This window comes from Paracnuella aquatica, from assembly GCF_003332885.2.
GTDB lineage: Bacteria > Bacteroidota > Bacteroidia > Chitinophagales > Chitinophagaceae > Flavisolibacter > Flavisolibacter aquaticus.
On the sequence record NZ_QOWJ01000001.1, the window covers coordinates 1,011,216 to 1,030,886 of the forward strand.

Below are 19,671 nucleotides of genomic sequence, written 5' to 3' on the forward strand. Positions count from 1 at the left end.
TATTCTTTGCACAGACTGCTCTAGAGTTTTTATCCACACTTCATGCACTTCTATTCCCGGAAATTTCTCCATCGAGAAAATTGCAATTTTTCTTTGACACTTAAATGATAGCGGCTTTTCGACCATTCATCTGTATCATTGGTCAAAACGGGGCTATCGAATTTGAGCACGCCTACACCAAAACATTTGAATCCCCTTTACATTAAAGATAATATACTACGGCATAAGTAGATTAAATGGTGAAATTTTACATCAACAAGTTGCATTTACTTTCAAAAACTTCTCTAGAATTTACCTAATGCTATCAAGCATGGAAGGTTATTTATCTATATAGTATTATCTAATAAAACATCATTTGACTAAGAGCACCGCTGAATACCGAAACCAGAATGAAATTACTTGGTAGTCGGCCTAATTAGAGACTTATATTTCTGCTGCGCGAAATAATGTGCGACAGACCGGACTGAATTAAACATTCAAGAGCACCAATTAAACGTTTTTCAAAAAGGCACAATTCCTGCTATTTGTAACAATTATTTTTTGCCACTATTTCAGCTATTCGCTTAATTTGCACCTGCATTTACAAAATGAACGGAAATACCCATACAAAGCATTTTATCTTCCACACATTCCCGGCCACGGGAGTGTACGCGGTGTGCTTTGACATTTTCCGATACCTCTCCAGACGACCTTGCTGATAGGCCGAGCCGCTAACCAAGGCCCCTATCAGTGAAAACCTCCCGGCACATTTTTCTTCCAGGATTGGTTATCCCGTTTTTATAAACTTATTGTACATCGTGGACAATCAACAAATCATTGTCAGGGTAGCTACCCCTGCCGATCAGCATTTTGCAACCACCATCACCGATGAAATGGAGTCGTCGGCCAAGGCACGCGGCACCGGCATTGCCAAGCGTTCGCCCGATTATGTGGCGCAGAAGATGCTGGAGGGAAAAGCCGTGATCGCCGTTACAACCGACGGTACCTGGGTGGGCTTTTGCTATATTGAAACCTGGAGCCACGGGCAATATGTTGCCAACTCGGGCCTGATTGTAGCACCGGCATTTCGCAAAAGCGGCGTAGCTAAATCCATCAAGAAAAAAGTTTTTGAACTGTCGCGCCGGCTTTACCCCGAAGCCAAAATATTTGGCCTCACCACCGGCCTGGCCGTGATGAAGATCAACAGCGAGCTGGGTTACGAGCCGGTGACGTACTCCGAGCTTACACAGGACGAAGCGTTTTGGGCCGGCTGCAAAAGCTGCGTCAACTACGACATCCTGATGAGCAAGGACCGGAAAAACTGCCTGTGCACCGGCATGCTCTACGATCCCGCCGACCATTACGAGCCCAAGGAAACGGAGGCCCACTTCAAGCAAAAATCAAAGGTGTACGAACGCCTGATGCGCCTGAAGCAAAGCCGCTTCCTGAGCAGGCTGCGCAAAAAGCAGGGCGGCAGCACCACCCAAAGCAAGCTGAAGGCCATCTTTGCTTCGTTCTTCAATTTCTAACCAACCGGGGCCGGCAAGGCCGGTCCGTCTATATTTCACTGTAAACAACGTTTGCATTTATCATGACAGATCAGTCGAACAGCAACCCGCAAGTAAATGCGGGCTCAAAAGGCAAAGTGGTATTGGGTTTCAGTGGTGGATTGGATACGTCTTTTTGTGTAAAATACCTGACCGAAGACCAGGGTTACGAGGTGCATAGCATCATTGTAAACACTGGCGGTTTCAGCAACGAAGAATTAGCGCAAATTGAAACCCATGCGTATAAGCTGGGTGTAAAAACGCATACTACTGTTGATGCGGTAAAAGGTTATTACGACCGCATCATCAAATACCTTGTTTTTGGCAATGTGCTTAAAAACAACACCTACCCGTTGAGCGTAAGTGCCGAACGACTAAGCCAGGCGCTGCATATTGCGGAGCATGCCCAAAAACTGGGCGCTACTGCAGTGGCACATGGCAGCACCGGCGCCGGCAACGACCAGGTTCGGTTCGACATGATTTTCCACATCATGATCCCCGGCATCGAGATCATCACGCCCATCCGCGACCTCAAACTGAGCCGGGAAGCCGAGATTGAATACCTTACCAACAAAGGCGTGGACATCAATTTTTCCAAAGCCATGTACTCGATCAACAAAGGCATTTGGGGCACATCGGTAGGCGGAAGGGAAACGCTTTCCTCCAAAGGGATGCTGCCCGAAGAAGCCTGGCCTACTCAGGTCACCAAAACCGATTCGGAAGAAGTGGCGCTGCAATTTGAAAAGGGTGAATTGGTGGGTGTAAACGGCCAATCGTTTAGCCACCCAACCGAAGCCATTCAGCATTTGCAAACTTTGGCCGGCCCTTATGGCATTGGCCGCGATATACATGTGGGCGATACCATCATCGGCATCAAGGGCCGTGTGGGTTTTGAAGCTGCAGCCCCGATGGTGATCATAAAAGCGCACCACGCTTTGGAAAAGCACACGCTTACCAAATGGCAACTGGGCTGGAAAGACCAACTGGCGCAATTCTACGGCAACTGGCTGCACGAAGGCCAGATACTCGACCCGGTGATGCGCGACATTGAAGCCTTTTTGCAAAGCTCGCAGCAAACCGTTACCGGCACCGTATATGTGCAACTCCTGCCCTATCGTTTCCAGGTAATTGGCATCGAGTCCCAGTTCGACCTGATGAGCAGCAAGTTTGGCAAATACGGCGAAATGAACACCGGCTTTACCGGTCAGGATGTTCGCGGTTTTAGTAAGATATTTGGCAACCAAACGTCTATTTGGTATCAGGTAAATAAAGAGAATAACTAGCTACAAGCTATTAGCTAAAAGCTGCAAGTAAAACATACATTCATCATCCTATATACTTGCAGCTTGTAGCTGGCTACTTGCAGCTCAAATGCATACTCATGGGTCAATCAGTAAAAATTGGAATTGTTGGCGGCGCTGGCTACACCGGCGGCGAACTGATTCGCCTCCTGGCAAACCATCCCCAGGCCGACATTTCTTTTATACATAGCCGCAGCAATGCAGGCCAACTGGTGGCATCGGTGCACCAGGACATGGTGGGCGATACCGACCTGCGATTTACCGGCGAGCTCAGCCAGGATATTGACATTTTGTTTCTGTGCGTGGGCCATGGCGAAGCCCGAAAATTTTTGGAAGCAAATGAGGTATCAGAATCGGTAAAAATTATCGACCTGTCGCAAGACTTCCGCTTAACTCCGAAATCTGAAATCGGCAATCGCAAATTCGTATACGGTCTGCCCGAACTTTGCCGCGACGACATCCGCAGTGCGGAAAATGTAGCCAACCCCGGCTGCTTCGCAACTGCAATTCAATTGGGTTTGTTGCCACTTGCGCAGCAAGGTTTGCTCGATGAAGTAAACACCACCGGCATCACCGGCTCCACCGGCGCCGGACAAGGCCTGGCGCAAACTTCGCATTTTTCATGGCGTGCCAATAACGTGCAGGCGTATAAAACGCTTACACACCAGCACCTGAAAGAAATCACGCAATCGCTGCAGCAATTGCAGTCCGGTTTCGGTACGCAAAACGAAGGCGCCGATGCCATTCATTTTGTGCCCTGGCGCGGCGATTTTACCCGCGGCATTTTTATTTCTTCGCTCATCAGCTGCGATTGGAGCATTGAAAAGCTGCAATCCCTGTTCGAAGATTTTTATGCCGATCAGCCGTTTACGCATGTAAGCCGCGAAAGCATTTTTTTAAAGCAGGTGGTCAACACCAACAAGTGTGTGATCTACCTCGAAAAAGTGGGCTCTAAGTTGGTGGTGCATTCGGCTATCGACAACCTGCTGAAAGGCGCCAGCGGACAGGCCGTGCAAAACATGAACCTGATGATGGGATTGGATGAGTGTGCAGGCCTGAAGCTGAAAGCAGGTTACTTTTAAACACCAGATATTTATTCGGCTATGCAAGGCCGTTATGATGATATATAGATTGATGTGGTAGCCGGCAGCCGTGCTGCTATTAAGCACCTGTTGCGTCGCACACTGCATCGTTCGTGCATTCCTCACCATTAAAAGCCAGTACTGCAATGCGCAGCTTGCGGTACGCACTTAACCGTTATGGCAAACCTCTTCGATGTTTATCCGCTCAACGACATTGTGATTGACCGGGCACAGGGCTCCTTTGTTTGGGACGATGCCGGCACACAATACCTCGACATGTACGGCGGCCACGCCGTTATTTCCGTTGGACATACCCACCCGCACTGGGCACAGCGCATCGAAGAGCAGTTGCGAAAATTGGCATTTTATTCCAACTCCGTTAAGCTGCCCATTCAGCAGCAACTGGCCCAAAAACTGGGCGAGGTTAGCGGCCGCCCCGATTATCAATTGTTCATGGTAAACAGCGGTGCCGAAGCCAACGAAAATGCATTGAAGCTGGCATCCTTCCATACGGGAAGAAAGAAAGTAATTGCATTTTCCAAAGCATTTCATGGCCGCACTTCACTGGCCGTTGCAGTAACTGATAACCCGGCTATTGTTGCCCCCATCAACGAAACCGACAATGTTGTTTTTCTGCCCTTTAATGATGTAGCAGCATTACAGGAATATTTTGCAGGCCACGGCAAAGAAGTGTGTGCTGTAATTGTAGAAGGTATCCAGGGCGTTGGCGGAATCCAGGTAGCATCGGCTCCTTTTCTTCAAGCTATCCGCACCCTATGCGATGCACATGGCGCCGTATTTATTGCCGATAGCGTACAGTGCGGGTATGGCCGCAGTGGCAAGTTCTTTTCACACGACCATGCCGGTGTCAGTGCCGATATTTATTCCATGGCAAAGGGCATGGGCAATGGCTTTCCGGTGGGCGGCATCTTCATTGCACCGCACCTGAAACCCAAACACGGCATGCTCGGCACCACATTTGGCGGTGCGCCACTGGCCTGCGCGGCAGCGCTTGGTGTGCTTGAAGTAATGAAAGGGGAAAACCTGATGCAAAACGCTACGACCGTTGGTGCTTACCTGATGGACGAACTACAAAAAATTGAAGGCCTGCACAACGTTCGCGGCATGGGATTGATGATTGGCTTTGATGTGGCCCCCGAACTCAAAGACCTTAAAAAGGCCCTGCTGTTCCAATACAAAGTTTTTACCGGCGAGGCAAAGCCTGCTGTTATCCGCCTGCTGCCTTCACTGGCGCTATCTGAAGATGAAGCCGCGTTGTTTATCGAACGCCTGAAAGCAGCGGTAGCCGAAGTAAAAGCGGCGCAACAGGTAACCGCCTAACGGCAACACCTAACCGAATCATACAGCATTTAGTATTTGCCCAGAACATTTGAATAAACGATTCCAAAATTGAAACAGTTTCTCTCAGCACACGACGTTCCGGATATTAAAGCAATGGTACAACGGGCACTTGCCCATAAGGCTAACCCTCAAGCGGAGAAAGCACTGGGTGCAGGCAAACGCATCGGGTTGCTTTTTCTGAACCCCAGTATGCGTACCCGCCTGAGTACTCAGGTGGCCGCACAAAACCTGGGTATGGAAGCCATTGTATTTAATATTGGTTCGGAAGGCTGGGCGTTGGAATTTGAAGACGGTGCGGTAATGAATGGCACCACGGTGGAGCATGTGCGGGATGCGGCGCCCATCATGGGCCATTATTTCGACATATTGGCGATTCGTACATTTCCATCACTTAAAAACCGTGAAGAAGATTATAGCGAACGCTACATTCAGCAGTTTGTGAAATGGGCCGGTATTCCGGTAGTTAGTCTCGAAAGTGCAACCTTGCATCCGCTGCAAAGCTTTACGGATATCATAACGATCACGGAAAGTTGGAACAGCGTCCATGGTCCATCCTCTTTAGACCATGGACATAAAAGACCAAAGGTGGTGCTTACCTGGGCGCCGCATGTAAAACCACTGCCGCAATGTGTGGCCAACTCTTTTGCGCAATGGATCAATGCCTGGGGCGAAGCCGATTTTGTGGTAACACATCCCGAAGGATATGAACTGGACGAACAGTTTACCAAAGGTGCTACCATCACACGCAACCAGGATGAGGCGCTGAATGATGCTGACTTTGTGTATGTAAAAAACTGGAGCTCCTACCAGCAATACGGACAAATACTCACACAGGACCCATCCTGGATGCTGACGCTTGACAAGCTAAAGGCCACCAATAATGCTAAAGTAATGCATTGCCTGCCGGTACGCCGCAACCTGGAGCTAAGCGATGAAGTGTTGGACAGTGCACACAGCATTGTTACACAGGAAGCAGCCAACCGGGTATGGGCGGCACAGGCAGTATTGGAAGCCATCATCAAAGGGGAACACTAAGCATGGAACAGGTTACGGTTATAAAGATCGGTGGCAACATCATCGACAATGATGCAGCACTTGCGCAATTTTTAAAAGCCTTTGCTGCCACACCAGGCAAAAAAGTGTTGATACATGGCGGTGGTAAATTAGCAACACGCCTGGCCGATAAACTGGAAGTGCCACAGCAGATGATTGATGGTCGCCGCATTACCGATGCCGAAACACTGCGTATTGTAACAATGGTGTATGCAGGTTTTATCAATAAAAATATTGTAGCGCAATTGCAGGCTGCCGGCGTAAATGCCATTGGCCTTTCCGGCGCCGACGGCAACCTGGTGCTGGCTCATAAACGTACCGGTGCGGCACATGATTATGGTTTTGTGGGCGACATTGATGCAGTGAATACATCGCTGTTGCACCAACTGCTGGAGAATGACAATACGGTTGTTGTAGCCCCCATTACACATGACGCGAAAGGCCAGTTGCTCAACACCAATGCCGATACCATGGCGCAGGCTATTGCCCAAAGCATTGCTGCACATTACCAGGTAAACCTGGTTTACTCTTTTGAAAAAAGTGGCGTATTGCGCAATGCCGATGACGATACCACTGTGATTCCAAAAATTGATCCTGCCACGTACACGCAATTAAAAGAGGAAGGCGCCATTTTTGCCGGCATGATTCCAAAGTTAGATAATGCATTTGCAGCATTAACCAAAGGCGTGAACCGCGTAATAATCGGCAATGCACAGCATCTGCCGCAATTGATTGAAGGAACGTCCGGAACTTCCATTGTACATGAATAGCATCCAGCAATTATCCGATGATGCGGTAAAGCACCTGCAACAGCTGATCGCCCTTCCCTCGTTTAGCCGCGAAGAAGATGCAACCGCAGGCCTGTTGCAAAATATAATGACGCAAAACGGCATTGCCTTCAACCATGTAGGCAATAATGTTTTTGCGGTAAACAAACACTTCTCTGAAGGCAAGCCCACCCTCCTGCTCAACTCACACCACGATACGGTTAAACCCAATAAAGGTTATACCCGCGATCCATTCAGTGCGGATATAGTTGATGGCAAACTGTATGGCCTCGGCAGCAATGATGCCGGCGGTTGTCTTGTATCGCTGATGGCAACCTTTCTTCATTTTTACAATGAGGAAAACTTGCAATACAATATTGTTTTTGCAGCCACTGCCGAAGAAGAAATTTCGGGTACCGGCGGCATTGAAATGGCCCTGAAACATTTACCCCAAATAGATTGCGCCATTGTTGGCGAGCCTACCCTGCTGCAACTTGCTGTTGCCGAACGAGGCCTGATGGTGCTAGATTGTGTAGCAGAAGGCGTTGCAGGACATGCAGCCCGTAAAGAAGGGTTAAATGCGTTGTATAAAGCGCTGGACGATATTGCCTGGTTCCGGTCGTACAACTTTGAACAGGTGTCTCCGTTCCTGGGTCCGGTGCAACTATCCGTAACCGTTATAGAAACGGAAAACAAAGCGCACAACGTGGTACCGGCACAATGCCGTTTTGTGGTAGATGTGCGGGTAAACGAGTGTTATACTTTTGAAGCCATTCTGGAAACCATACGGGCAAATGTACAATGCAGTGTAACGCCGAGGAGTACCCGGTTGCGTTCCACATCCATTGCACTGGAGCACCCGCTAGTGGCGGCCGGAATAGCGCTGGGCAGCCAACCGTACGGTTCACCTACTACATCAGATAAAGCCCTGATGCCTTTTCCGGCCCTAAAAATGGGTCCCGGCGATTCGGCACGCAGCCATACGGCCGATGAATTTATTTTTGTAGACGAGATACATAAAGGCGTTGAAGCCTACATCAACTTATTGAACAAGGTGATCAAGTAAAACTGGTTGCCACTACAACTTCGCAGCAACATGAAACTCTGGCAAAAAGAAAACACTTCGGTATCCGCATTGGTCGACCAGTTTACCGTAGGCCGCGATAAGGAATTTGATCTCTTGCTGGCGAAACACGACGTGGCAGGATCCATTGCACATGTAACCATGTTGGGAGAAGTGGGCTTGATGACAGCGGAAGAATCGGCAATAGCCGTTGCTGCATTGGAAGAAATTGCTCAAGAAATTGAAGAGGGCAAATTTATCATTGAAGAAGGCATTGAAGATGTGCATTCGCAGGTAGAATACCTGCTGACGCAGCGCATTGGCGATACCGGAAAAAAAATCCATAGTGGCCGCAGCCGCAACGACCAGGTGGCGGTAGACATTAAGCTGTATCTGCGTGAGCAAACTTTATTGTTAAAAGATGAAGTAAAAGCATTGTTCGATCTGCTGCAGCAGCAAAGCGAACGTTTTAAAGACAAGCTGATTCCGGGTTATACGCATTTACAAATTGCCATGCCCTCTTCCGCAGGGCTCTGGCTGGGCGCATATGCCGAAAGCTTTGTAGATGATATGGAGCTGCTTGCTGCAGCTTATTCGGTTGCCAATAAAAACCCTTTGGGCAGCGGCGCCGGTTATGGATCTTCGTTTCCCCTGAACCGAACCCGCACTAAGGAACTATTGCATTTTGGTGCGCTCAACTACAATTCGGTATATGCACAGATGACCCGTGGCAAAACCGAAAAGATCGTAGCGATGGCCATGAGTTCTATTTCGGCTACGCTTGGCCGCTTGGCAATGGATTGCTGCCTGTACCTGAACCAGAACTTTGGTTTTCTTTCCTTCCCATCGGAGTTGACAACCGGCTCATCGATCATGCCACATAAAAAGAACCCTGATGTATTTGAATTGATCCGCGCTAAATGCAACCGCATACAGGCTTTGCCCAATGAGCTCACCCTGTTGCTTACAAACCTGCCATCGGGTTACCACCGCGATTTGCAGTTGACCAAAGAAATCCTGTTTCCAGCCATCGAGGAATTGAAATCATGCCTGCAACTCGCTGCACTTATGCTGTCAAACATGGAAGTGAAGGATGATATTTTATCTGATGAAAAATATCGCTACCTGTTTAGTGTAGAAGCCGTGAATGAGCTGGTAAATAGGGGCATTTCGTTCCGTGATGCTTACCGCCAGGTGGGTAATGATATTGAAGGAGGTGCTTTTAATTTTGATTATACAATAGGCATGAACCACACCCATGAAGGCAGCATTGGCAATCTGTGCACCGATGCCATACGGTTGCAGATGGAAGGTGTTTTAAGCAAGTTTGATAGATAAAATCAAAATAGTTGACGGTAGTCCCTGCGGAAAGAACTTGTCATGCCGAACTTGTTTCGGCATCCCCTTTTTTTATCGGCATTTACTAAAATATAAGGAGATGCAGAAACAAGTTCGGCATGACAACCCTAATGTTTGCGGCTGTTTTTAGTAGAGTAATGATGTAGTTTTTTTGCAAAAGAAAATGCCGGTGCAAATCGCGCCGGCATTTTTATGTGAGTAAACTTCGATTAAACGTTTTGCGGTAGCCCCTGTTGGTGCATGGGCAAAATAAATACAAACTCCGCACCTTCATTCTCGCGGCCAACAGCGGTAATGATGCCGCCATGCCGCTCCACGATCTTTTTTACAATGGCCAGGCCGATGCCGGTGCCTTCATAATTTTCGCGGGTGTGCAGGCGCTGGAAAATGACGAAGATCTTTTGCTCGTACTGCTTGTCGAAACCAATGCCGTTATCGCGCAGCGAAATGCGGCAAAAGGCACCATCTTCTTTTTCCGGCGCATCGAACGATAGCTGCCCCACCCGGCTGCAGGTAATCCGAATAACCGGCCTGCGGTGCGGTGCGGTAAACTTCAGCGAGTTGGAAATCAGGTTTTGGAAAATCTGGCGCATCTGCCCCGGTATCGCATCGATCACCGGGAACGCATCCGTTTCAACAGTTGCATCTTTTTCACCAATTGCCAGTTCAATATCGTTCAACACTTCTTTCAGCAACTGGTTCAAATCGGTGGCCTGGAAAAAGCTGTTGGCCGAAAGCCGCGAATAATCGAGCAGGTCGTTGATCAGCCGCGTCATACGCGATGAGGCCTGGATGATGCGATCCAAATGGGCCGTGATGCCCGGATCAGCACCTTCAAAATAACGCTCCTTTACCAGCGAACTGAAGATCTGGATTTTACGCAGCGGCTCCTTCAGGTCATGCGAAGCAATGGATGCAAATTGCATCAGTTCATTATTGCTTAATTCTAATTCTTTATTCGAAACCTGCAAATCGCGGGTACGTTCCGCAACCTTTTGTTCCAGCACTTCATTCATCAACTTCTGGTCGTGAATATCGGTGCAGGTACCAAACCATTTCAGGATACGGCCCTGTTCATCGTGCATGGGATGGGCCCTGGCTAAGAACCAGCGGTATACACCATCATGGCGGCGCAGGCGGTACTCGGTTTCATATACATCGCCGGTGCGCAACGAATGTTTCCACACCGCCAGCGTATGTTCGTAATCGTTAGGATGCAACACCAGCGACCAACCCTCGGCCATTGCCTGTTCGAACGTAGTGCCGGTATAGTCGTACCATTGACGGTTAAAGAAATCGTGGTAACCATCTTCGCGGGTCGCCCATACAATCTGCGGCATAAAGTCGGTAACAAAACTAAACTCGCGGATCAGCGTTTCCAGCGCTTCATTTTGCGATTGCAATTGCTGCCTTGTGGCGGTGGCCTCTGTCACATCCATCATAGCGCCCAGCATGCGGTAAGGCACGCCCCACTCATCTTTCATAATGCTGCCCCGATCAAGAATTACCGCATAGCTGCCATCTGCACGGCGCAGGCGGTATTCGTTGTTCCAGCCTTTGCCGCCGTCGCCATTAATCAAGCCGTAAATATCGTCCTTGACCCGCTGGCGGTCGTCGGGGTGAATGGCATCAACCCAAAACGATGCGGTTTGAATTTTAGTGTCCGCAGGATCGTATCCAAACAATGTATAAAAACTATCGCTCCACCACACATGGTTGTCGCTCAGGTCCCAATCCCAAATGGCGTCGTTGGTAGCCGATGCAACCAGTCGGAATCGTTCCTCGCTTTGCGAAAGCTCCTGTGTACGGGCCGTTACTTTTTCTTCCAGCTGCGCATTCAGCTCTTTCAGCGACTCTTTGGTGCGCAGCAGTTCGTTGTAATTTTTGCGCAGCTTTTCTTCCGACGCTTTCAGCGGTGTGATGTTGTTGAATGCAATGATGGCACCGTCGTTCAGGCGGTTGGCCATTACGCTAAACCATTGCACGCCTTCGGTGGTGTTGAGGCTTACTTCCAGGCGCAGCGATTGACCAGTCTCCACCACGTCAGTCAGGCGTTCATGCAGTTTTCCCGCATGCAGGCTTTTCAGCTCTTTGTACAACAACAAGCCTGTTGGTTGCTGATCTGTATCCAGTAATTGCTGCGCAGCATAGTTGGCTGCCGTGCAGCGGTAATCGGCGATTTTTCCTTTTTCCCGAACCGCATCAAATACCAAGATGGCGCTTGATGTAGTGTCAAAAACGCCTTTAATGATCTTATCTAGGTTACGGATGGCCGTTAGGTCTACAAACGTGATCACAACGCCATCCTGCTTTCCATCGTGGCGCAGGTAAGGCATGATCTTCATGAGGCAAAACAGGCCTGTGGTCAGTTCCACTTCGCGTTCCACCGTTTGGTCGCTGTTGAGCACCGCAATGATCTCGGAATAAAGATCGGCGTAAAGAATGTTGGTAGAAATATCGCTGATCGGTCGGCCAATATCCGACTCCAGCATGTTGATCATTTGCACCGCAGCGGGGTTGAACCTGCGGATACAAAGATTGCCGTCTAAAAATATCTGTCCAATTTCCGTGCTGCGGAAATAGTTGTTTAAATCGTCGTTCAGGGTTTTCAACTCCCTGATGCGCATCTGGTGTTCGGTGTTCAGCGTGTGCAGTTCTTCGTTCAGCGACTGCAATTCTTCATTGGAACTTTGCAATTCTTCGTTCGCCGATTGCAGTTCTTCGTTGGCTGATTGCAGCTCCTCGTTTGTTGTTTCCAAACCTTCCACTGCCATTTGCAGGTTCAGGCGGGCTTCCTGCAATTCTTCTTCCAGGTCGCGAACATATTGATCGTTGCGGCTCACGTTGATTGCCCCTTCATCTTCGGGTTTGCCTTCAGTTCCATGGGCCTCGCCAAGCACCACCAGTATGCAATTGTTTGCACCCGGCGGGTACACCATTAGTTGAAACGTGCGGGCCTTGCCATCGATGTGCAGCTTGGTGTTGCGAAACACCAGCTTTTGCCGTTCCTGCGTCACTTTTCTAAAAGCGGAATTGAGTAGCCCCGAAAGTTCGATGGGCACCATCCGCAGAATATTCAGGTTGACCAGTTTATCAGGTAGCGACAGGTAGCGCCGGAAATCGCCGATCACTTCTTTTACTTCGTACTGCTCGTTTACATACACCGCGGCATAGCCAAAGTCATCGGCCAGCGATTTGGCAAAATCACCCGCGATTTGCGACGGCGCCACTGGCTTGCTCCGGTATTCCACACCGCGGCCCGAATCGTTGCGGGTGGTTTGGCGCTGGCCGCCATACGGGTAGTGCATGGCCAGCCCTTTTTTGCGGTAAATTTTCCAACGGCTGTTTACCTCTTCCAGTTCCGGGCTCAGTACCGAGGGGTTTTCGCTGGGGCCTAAAAAAAGAAAACCTCCTTTGTTCAGTGAAAAATGCAGCGTACTCATAACGCCTTCCTGCAGCTTAGGGTTTAAGTAAATAAGCAGGTTGCGGCAGGTAACGAGGTCGTTTTTTATAAAAGGCGGATCTTTTAAAATATTGTGGCGGGCAAAAACGATTTGCTTCCGGATGTGCGGCACAATCGTGATCTGGTTGCCCTGGCGAACAAAATATTCATCGCGGTAATCTTCCGGCACATGCTGCAACATATCTACCGGGTATTTGCCTTTGGCAGCCACTTCTACGGCGCGGTCGTCGATATCGGTGGCAAAAATTTTTACATCGCGGTGTTGTTTTATTTCCTTTAAAAATTCGGCTACGAGAATAGCCAATGAATAAGCCTCCTGGCCAGTGCTGCAGGCGGTTACCCAAATTTTAATGCCTTCCTCCGCTGGCTTGTCGGCTACCAGCCTTGGCAAAATATCATCGCGCAGCACATTAAACGCGTCCATGTCGCGGAAGAATGCGGTAACGCCAATAAAAAATTCGCGGGCCAGTTGCCGCGATTCTTCTTCATTTTGCGCCAGCAGTTGCGCATACTTGGCCATGTTGCCGCTGCGGGTATTGGCTATGCGGCGCGAAATGCGGCGCAAGATCGTTGCGGGTTTATATTGCCTGAAATCGTACCCGGTACTTTGGTGTACCGTGTTCAGTATTTCGGTTAACTCGACATTCGAATATTCCGCGGGCTGCTCACCGGTAGATACATAATCGATGTGCCGGTAAATAGGCGCCGACATGGCGTGGGGTGGCAACACAAGGTCGGCAATGCCGGCCTGGATGGCGCTAATGGGCATGCCATCAAATTTGGCGGAGCCGGGTTCCTGCACCAACACAAAACCGCCTGCTTCCCGAATGGCTTCACCGCCGCGGGTTCCATCGGAGCCGGTGCCCGAAAGAATTACCGCAATGGCGTTTTCGCCCATTTCGTTGGCGAGGGAATATAAAAAATGGTCGATCGCCAAGTTGGGTCCCCGCTCCTGTTCTTTCTCGGAAAGCTGCAGTTTGCCGTTGGCAATGGAAAGCAGTTTGTTGTTGGGAATTACATACACACATCCCGACCGCACTTCGGCGCCGTGCCGGGCCTCGGCCACATGCATATGCGTGTGTTTGGCCACCAGTTCCACCAGCAGGCTTTTATGGTCGGACGAAAGATGCTGAATAATGACAAAACACAGGTTGGACGAATCGGGAATATGATCAAAAAATTCGTGGATTGCTTCGAGGCCGCCAGCAGAGGCACCAACAGCCACTACAAACAAGTTTCCAGAATTCGTTCTTTTAAAAGACATCTAAATAGCTTCGAGTTAAGGGGAAGGCTTGCAAAATAAGGATAATCAGGCGTGTAAACGCTTGATGACCATGCCCGCCAGTACGTTTTTTAATGCGTCGGCAATATTCAGTTCGGCCTCCGACCAGGAACGTGAAGTATTTTGAACTGTTTGCTTCCAAATCTTAAACGAATTGCGCGGATGATAGGTTTTGCCGTCGCCTTCCACCTGCAGCGCTTCATGCGGGTTGCCACCCCAGGAAACCTCTTCGATCTCCTCGGGACGAAACGCCACAACGAATGCACCCTGCTGCGGCACCACCGGTAGCGATAGAATGCCGCTGGCTACATTGGAAAAATGTGCCGCTTCTTCAAACGACCTGGTGAGCGAAGGCAAATGCGTAAGCCCGTCGCCATCCTGCACCTGCAGCCAGTAAAACAGGCGGTCGAGGTCACTTTCATCGGGCACTGTACCGAAGGAACCCAGTTGCCCATCGATGCTGTACGCCAGTCCATCGGCGTTGAGCAGCGACATCAGGTCGGATGCGTTATCGGAAATGGCATCATACAGGTCGTCGGCCGCATTAAGCCGCGGCACCAGGCTGGTGAGTTGGGTTTGCAAATGCTGTTGTTCCTGCCCTACTCTGTTATTCAGCACCAAACTTAATTGCGCCGAAAAAATGCCGGTCAGCAATTCGTACAAGCCCAGTTCTTCAAAAGAGCAATAATGCGCCTCGCGGTTGTGGCAGGAAATAAGGCCCCAAAGCCGCCCGTTGTGTACCAGCCGCAGCGACATGGATGCGGTGATCTGCATGTTGCGCAAATACTCCAGGTGCACGCCAGCCACGCTGCGCAGGTCGCAACTCGAGAGGTCGCTGAATGCGTTGGTGAGCGGGTTGAGCAACGGATACAACCTTGCAGGCTGGTAGTTGCAATTGGGAATAAAGCGATAGGGGTTTTTAAGATAAAGGTCCCTCGCGGGTTTGGGTATATCCGATGCCGGGAAACGAAGACCCAGGTAGGCATCCATTTCTGCCACTTTCTCTTCCGCCAACACAGTGCCGTGGTCGTCTTTATCAAAACTATACACCAGCACTTTGTCGAAGCCGCTCAAGCGGCGCATTTCTTTAGCCACTGTTTCGGCAAATCCATGCACGTCTTTTTGCGCTTCCAGCGCAGTCATGATGTTTTTTACATCCTGGTATACATTTAAAAAGCTGCGGCCTGCGGGCTGCGCATATTGCGGCAGCAACAGTTCCAAAAACAGCAATCCTTCTTTTTGGTGCACCGATGCCGAACAAGCAATGGCTTCGCTGCCCGCCATCAAGTTGATCGAAAGCATTTGCTTATCGGTAAGATTGCTACCAATGATTTGCTGCAATTGATTAAACGATGCTGCATCTGCAATGCTTTCGAAAGACTTGCCGGCAACCGTCTGCGCATCAAGTGATGGCAACACGTCAATGTTTTCGCTTACTTGCAGCACCTCCAGCGCGGCCGCATCAAGCACAAACAAAACGCCATGTGGCTGAATAAGATTGGTTTGGTGCAGCGGTAACCGGCCGCAAAAACTAGCGTCGAAATTCGGTATGGTTTGGGACATGTTGGGATCAAGGGGTTTTCATCCACTCGGTATGTAGGTCAAATGTATGGATGGCAGCGGCACACACCTGCGCCACCGCATCTTCAGTTTGGGCCTGTTCGTTCATGAGTTGCACAAAATGCGTCCAGTGCGGGCCGGTTTCTTTTCCTCTGCCTTCAAAAAAAGAAAAAGCGGTTGCCGGCAGGTCTTTGTTTGCCGACAGCATGCGAGCAATGACCCTGCCGCCTAACGCTGCACCTTCCAACACATACAAAGCGCCTAATGCATCGTATTTATTTTGCAACTGTGGCAACTGCTCACTCAATGTAACAGTTTCGTTACTACCTAGTGCCTGAAGGTCTTGCAGCAATAATTGACTTTTTTGAAACGGGTAAGAAAGCTGCAGTTCGGTAGCAAATGGCGCAATGGCTTGTTCAAGCGGGTGATAAAAACCATATAACTTTTGCAGCAAATGCGCATACCGGTGAGGCGTGGTAGCACCTGTTATCAGCGGCATCATTATCTCTTCGGCAGTGTCGTGGCTTTGCCTCGTTGCTTCTTTCACACGGGCAGCACACACTGCGCTTACTTCACAGGTAGACATAAGATAAAAGTAAATACTTCGGCCAAAACGGGGCAAAAAACTTTCGGCGCCACCGCCGCCTATCTTTGTGCCCCTAATTTGCCATTATGGAACGATTGCTTAACGAACGGAACGAAAGATTGCAACAAATCTATTTGGGCGGCGGTGCCAAGGCCATTGCTAAACAAAAAGAGAAAGGAAAACTAACACCCCGCGAACGCATTCAATACCTGATTGATGGGGGCACCAGCCTGCTGGAACTGGGCGCATTTGCCGGTTACGGCATGTATTCCGAGCATGGCGGATGCCCAGCTGGTGGCACGGTTGCGGGCCTCGGTTATATCAGCGGCCGCCAATGCATGATTGTAGCCAACGACCAAACCGTAAAAGCCGGCGCATGGTTTCCCATCACCGGGAAGAAAAATTTGCGCATGCAGGAAATTGCTTTGCAAAACAACCTGCCGATCATTTACCTCGTGGATAGCGCCGGTGTATACCTGCCCATGCAGGATGAAATTTTCCCCGACAAAGAACATTTTGGCCGCATGTTTTACAACAATGCCCGCATGAGTGCAGAAGGCATTGTGCAGATTGCTGCCGTAATGGGCGCCTGTGTGGCCGGTGGCGCTTACCTGCCCATCATGAGCGATGAAACCCTGATGGTTGAAGGTGAAGGCTCTATTTTTTTAGCCGGACCGTATTTAGTAAAAGCCGCCATTGGTGAGGACATTGACGCGGAAACACTTGGCGGAGCAGCAACCCACACTTCCATTTCAGGCATTGCCGATTATAAATTTGAAAGCGAAGAAGCCTGCCTCGATGCCATTAAAAAAATTGTAGGCAAAATTGGCGACAAGCCGAAAGCAGGCTTTGACCGTATTGATGCCATTGCACCCAAATTTGATACAGCACAACTGCAACACCAACTGCCGCAGGATGCATCCAAACCCTACGACATGGTGCAATTGCTGGAGCACATTGTGGACGAAGGTTCGCTGATGCAGTTTAAAGAAGACTATGGTAAAACCATCATTTGCGGTTATGCCCGCATTGAAGGATGGGCCGTGGGCATCGTAGCCAACCAGCGCAAGATGGTAAAAAGCAAAAAGGGCGAAATGCAGATGGGTGGCGTTATCTACAACGACAGTGCCGACAAGGCTGCACGATTTATACTCAATTGCAACCAGAAAAAAATACCGCTTGTTTTTATACAGGATGTTACGGGCTTTATGGTGGGCAGCCGCAGCGAGCATTCGGGCATCATTAAAGACGGCGCCAAGCTGGTGAATGCAGTGGCGAATTCTGTTGTGCCTAAGATCACCATTATTGTGGGCAACAGCTACGGTGCGGGCAACTACGCCATGTGCGGCAAGGCCTACGATCCGCGTTTTATTTATGCATGGCCTTCGGCAAAAATTGCAGTGATGGGCGGCGAGCAGGCCGCTAAAACTTTGCTGCAAATACAGGTTGCTGGCCTTAAAGCAAAAGGACAGGAAATTACACCGGAAGCAGAAGCTTCATTGCTGCATAAAATCAAAAGCCGCTACGAAGAACAAACAACACCTTATTACGCCGCTGCAAGGTTGTGGGTGGATGAGATCATTGACCCCGCACAAACAAGGCATGTGATTGCAGCGGGCATTGAAGCAGCGAATCATAACCTAAAGATGGAAGCGTTTCGGACGGGTGTGTTTCAAGTGTAATCGCGGATTGTGGGATTGGCGAAATGGACAGGAGTGGGTGGTCGATGGGATTAGGTTCCTGTTTATTTTTTTACGAAGCATCGTTGCACTTGTCATCCTGAGCGCAGCGAAGGATCCCAGCTTTGCAAAAAGTACGATAATGCAATGTTGAGATCCTTCGCTGCGCTCAGGATGACAACACAAGTAGACTACACAATACCAAAGAATACATATCGAACTAAATCGTCCAACTGCTCGCCTGCTCTATCAAGTTCAAATGAATAGCCCAAAATTTAAATCCGGTTAATCCCGTCAATCCGTTTATCCGCGGTTTACCTTTGGCCGCATGGAAATAGTGATGTACACCGATGGCTCATCGCGGGGAAACCCCGGCCCGGGCGGTTATGGCGTAATATTGATGGCTGGCGATAAACGCAAAGAATTGTCGGGTGGCTTTCGCAAAACCACCAACAACCGCATGGAACTGCTAGCGGTGATCATTGGATTGGAAGCATTAAAAAAGCCCAACATGCAGGTAACGGTTTACTCCGATAGCCAGTACGTGGTAAAAGCAGTAAAAGAAGGTTGGTTAAAAAAATGGATCGCGACCAATTTTGCCGGCGGCAAAAAAAATCCTGATCTGTGGCTGCGCTATCACCAAGTATCGCTGCAGCACCAGGTAAAATTTGTGTGGGTAAAAGGACATGCCGATAACCCGTTTAACAACCGTTGCGACGTGCTGGCCACTACCGCGGCCGATGGCAAACATCTGTTAGTTGATGAAGGTTATGAACAAGGTGCGGGATAAAGTTTTTTAAAACACAGCGACACGAAGAAGCAAAGCAGCACAAAGATGAAAGCAGTCACATTTTAATCATTCAACTTTTGGTTTGTGCAGTATTGATAAAAAAAAGACGCCCCGAAATGGAGCGTCTTTTTTAATTGATTGCAAATAACTTAAGCCAGTTCGTGCCTCGGTGCAGCCCAAAATTTTTGCACCAGTGCAAATGCACCAAATAACAAAGTGCAGAAGAACAGATCGCCAAGGAACAAGTTACCGTAAAAGCCCTGGAACAGGCCATAGTCGCGGTAAAAAAGGAGGCCGTCGTTGTAGGTCAGCATCAGGCCTTCGAGTGTTTTGGGGTGGTGATAGCCACCGCCACCAAGCCATACAGTAAAGTTGGACACGATGAAAAACAGGAGCGATCCGCTGATCGAAAACGATGCTACGTTTTTCACGTTTACGCGGCGCATGGCAAAACCAAACACGGTAAGCCCTGCAAACAACAGGTAGTTGATCCACTGGCCGCCGTAAAATCCTTTGATTTCCGAAAGGCCGTTGATGTACAATACCTGGTACAGCAAATCAGAAGCAAACATCGATGCCAGCGGCAGAATGAATGCAAGCTTTTTATTGCGGATTATGGCACCGCCAAAAAGCGCCATCGCTATTTGCGGCGCAAAGCCGTACGGCCGCCCGTCCCATGCACGGTACAGCGCCGACACCAGAACCAACAATATTACAGCCACCAAAAAAGAACGGTTATTTTTCATGTGTATTTTTTCTTATTCGTTTGTTATAAGCAAGCCATCAGCACAAAGTGCG

At 49.4% G+C, this 19,671-nt stretch carries 14 protein-coding genes; 10 read left to right on the top strand and 4 right to left on the bottom strand.

The window, feature by feature from the left end; all coding sequences use genetic code 11:
* Positions 1 to 797 precede the first annotated feature (797 nt).
* The 8 genes from DRJ53_RS04315 to argH all read left to right on the top strand — a co-directional run bounded on the left by DRJ53_RS04315 (position 798) and on the right by argH (position 9,492).
* A complete protein-coding gene (locus DRJ53_RS04315) occupies positions 798 to 1,508 on the top strand; it encodes a GNAT family N-acetyltransferase (protein ID WP_114234459.1) in 711 nt (236 codons plus the stop codon).
* Positions 1,509 to 1,570: 62 nt separating this feature from the next.
* Positions 1,571 to 2,809, top strand: a complete 1,239-nt coding sequence (gene argG, locus DRJ53_RS04320; RefSeq protein WP_114234305.1) for an argininosuccinate synthase — start codon at positions 1,571 to 1,573, stop codon at positions 2,807 to 2,809.
* Positions 2,810 to 2,907: 98 nt separating this feature from the next.
* Positions 2,908 to 3,909 carry an N-acetyl-gamma-glutamyl-phosphate reductase gene (gene argC / locus DRJ53_RS04325; protein WP_114234306.1) on the top strand — a complete coding sequence of 334 codons (1,002 nt, stop codon included), beginning with the start codon at positions 2,908 to 2,910 and terminating at the stop codon, positions 3,907 to 3,909.
* A 177-nt stretch (positions 3,910 to 4,086) separates the two neighbouring features.
* Positions 4,087 to 5,250, top strand: coding sequence for an aspartate aminotransferase family protein (locus DRJ53_RS04330; protein ID WP_114234307.1), 1,164 nt, complete (start codon positions 4,087 to 4,089; stop codon positions 5,248 to 5,250).
* A 69-nt stretch (positions 5,251 to 5,319) separates the two neighbouring features.
* A complete protein-coding gene (locus DRJ53_RS04335) occupies positions 5,320 to 6,306 on the top strand; it encodes a Rossmann-fold NAD(P)-binding domain-containing protein (RefSeq protein ID WP_114234308.1) in 987 nt (328 codons plus the stop codon).
* A gap of 2 nt (positions 6,307 to 6,308) precedes the next feature.
* Complete coding sequence (argB, locus tag DRJ53_RS04340) at positions 6,309 to 7,094, top strand: acetylglutamate kinase (RefSeq protein ID WP_114234309.1); 786 nt, start codon at positions 6,309 to 6,311, stop codon at positions 7,092 to 7,094.
* Entirely contained in the window at positions 7,087 to 8,157 is a 1,071-nt protein-coding gene (locus tag DRJ53_RS04345; protein ID WP_114234310.1) for a M20 family metallo-hydrolase, read from the top strand. The genes argB and DRJ53_RS04345 overlap by 8 nt, the downstream gene beginning before the upstream one ends.
* A gap of 30 nt (positions 8,158 to 8,187) precedes the next feature.
* Positions 8,188 to 9,492, top strand: a complete 1,305-nt coding sequence (gene argH, locus DRJ53_RS04350; RefSeq protein WP_114234311.1) for an argininosuccinate lyase — start codon at positions 8,188 to 8,190, stop codon at positions 9,490 to 9,492.
* A 230-nt stretch (positions 9,493 to 9,722) separates the two neighbouring features.
* On the opposite strand, the gene DRJ53_RS04355 is transcribed toward argH, so the two are convergent.
* The 3 genes from DRJ53_RS04355 to DRJ53_RS04365 form a co-directional block, all read right to left on the bottom strand.
* Positions 9,723 to 14,201 carry a chemotaxis protein CheB gene (locus tag DRJ53_RS04355; protein ID WP_162303800.1) on the bottom strand — a complete coding sequence of 1,493 codons (4,479 nt, stop codon included), beginning with the start codon at positions 14,199 to 14,201 and terminating at the stop codon, positions 9,723 to 9,725.
* 84 nt (positions 14,202 to 14,285) lie between these two features.
* Positions 14,286 to 15,821: a GAF domain-containing protein gene (locus DRJ53_RS04360; RefSeq protein WP_114234313.1), complete on the bottom strand. Its 1,536-nt coding sequence runs from the start codon at positions 15,819 to 15,821 to the stop codon at positions 14,286 to 14,288.
* Between the two features lie 7 nt (positions 15,822 to 15,828).
* Complete coding sequence (locus DRJ53_RS04365) at positions 15,829 to 16,404, bottom strand: biliverdin-producing heme oxygenase (RefSeq protein ID WP_114234314.1); 576 nt, start codon at positions 16,402 to 16,404, stop codon at positions 15,829 to 15,831.
* A gap of 86 nt (positions 16,405 to 16,490) precedes the next feature.
* Between DRJ53_RS04365 and DRJ53_RS04370 the strand changes: the two genes are divergently transcribed.
* Both DRJ53_RS04370 and rnhA read left to right on the top strand, forming a co-directional pair.
* Positions 16,491 to 18,086 carry an acyl-CoA carboxylase subunit beta gene (locus tag DRJ53_RS04370; RefSeq protein ID WP_114234315.1) on the top strand — a complete coding sequence of 532 codons (1,596 nt, stop codon included), beginning with the start codon at positions 16,491 to 16,493 and terminating at the stop codon, positions 18,084 to 18,086.
* Between the two features lie 325 nt (positions 18,087 to 18,411).
* A complete protein-coding gene (gene rnhA, locus DRJ53_RS04375) occupies positions 18,412 to 18,873 on the top strand; it encodes a ribonuclease HI (RefSeq protein ID WP_114234316.1) in 462 nt (153 codons plus the stop codon).
* A 149-nt stretch (positions 18,874 to 19,022) separates the two neighbouring features.
* Here rnhA and DRJ53_RS04380 read toward each other — a convergent pair whose 3' ends face one another.
* Positions 19,023 to 19,619 carry a DUF6580 family putative transport protein gene (locus DRJ53_RS04380; protein WP_114234317.1) on the bottom strand — a complete coding sequence of 199 codons (597 nt, stop codon included), beginning with the start codon at positions 19,617 to 19,619 and terminating at the stop codon, positions 19,023 to 19,025.
* Positions 19,620 to 19,671 lie beyond the last annotated feature (52 nt).

Excerpts from the sequence above, each read along its gene's own strand:
- argG (WP_114234305.1), top strand. The coding sequence starts at position 1,571 with ATGACAGATCAGTCGAACAGCAACCCGCAAGTAAATGCGGGCTCAAAA.
- argC (WP_114234306.1), top strand. The coding sequence starts at position 2,908 with ATGGGTCAATCAGTAAAAATTGGAATTGTTGGCGGCGCTGGCTACACC.
- DRJ53_RS04330 (WP_114234307.1), top strand. The coding sequence starts at position 4,087 with ATGGCAAACCTCTTCGATGTTTATCCGCTCAACGACATTGTGATTGAC.
- argB (WP_114234309.1), top strand. The coding sequence starts at position 6,309 with ATGGAACAGGTTACGGTTATAAAGATCGGTGGCAACATCATCGACAAT.
- DRJ53_RS04345 (WP_114234310.1), top strand. The coding sequence starts at position 7,087 with ATGAATAGCATCCAGCAATTATCCGATGATGCGGTAAAGCACCTGCAA.
- argH (WP_114234311.1), top strand. The coding sequence starts at position 8,188 with ATGAAACTCTGGCAAAAAGAAAACACTTCGGTATCCGCATTGGTCGAC.
- DRJ53_RS04360 (WP_114234313.1), bottom strand. The coding sequence starts at position 15,821 with ATGTCCCAAACCATACCGAATTTCGACGCTAGTTTTTGCGGCCGGTTA.
- DRJ53_RS04365 (WP_114234314.1), bottom strand. The coding sequence starts at position 16,404 with ATGTCTACCTGTGAAGTAAGCGCAGTGTGTGCTGCCCGTGTGAAAGAA.
- DRJ53_RS04370 (WP_114234315.1), top strand. The coding sequence starts at position 16,491 with ATGGAACGATTGCTTAACGAACGGAACGAAAGATTGCAACAAATCTAT.
- rnhA (WP_114234316.1), top strand. The coding sequence starts at position 18,412 with ATGGAAATAGTGATGTACACCGATGGCTCATCGCGGGGAAACCCCGGC.
- DRJ53_RS04380 (WP_114234317.1), bottom strand. The coding sequence starts at position 19,619 with ATGAAAAATAACCGTTCTTTTTTGGTGGCTGTAATATTGTTGGTTCTG.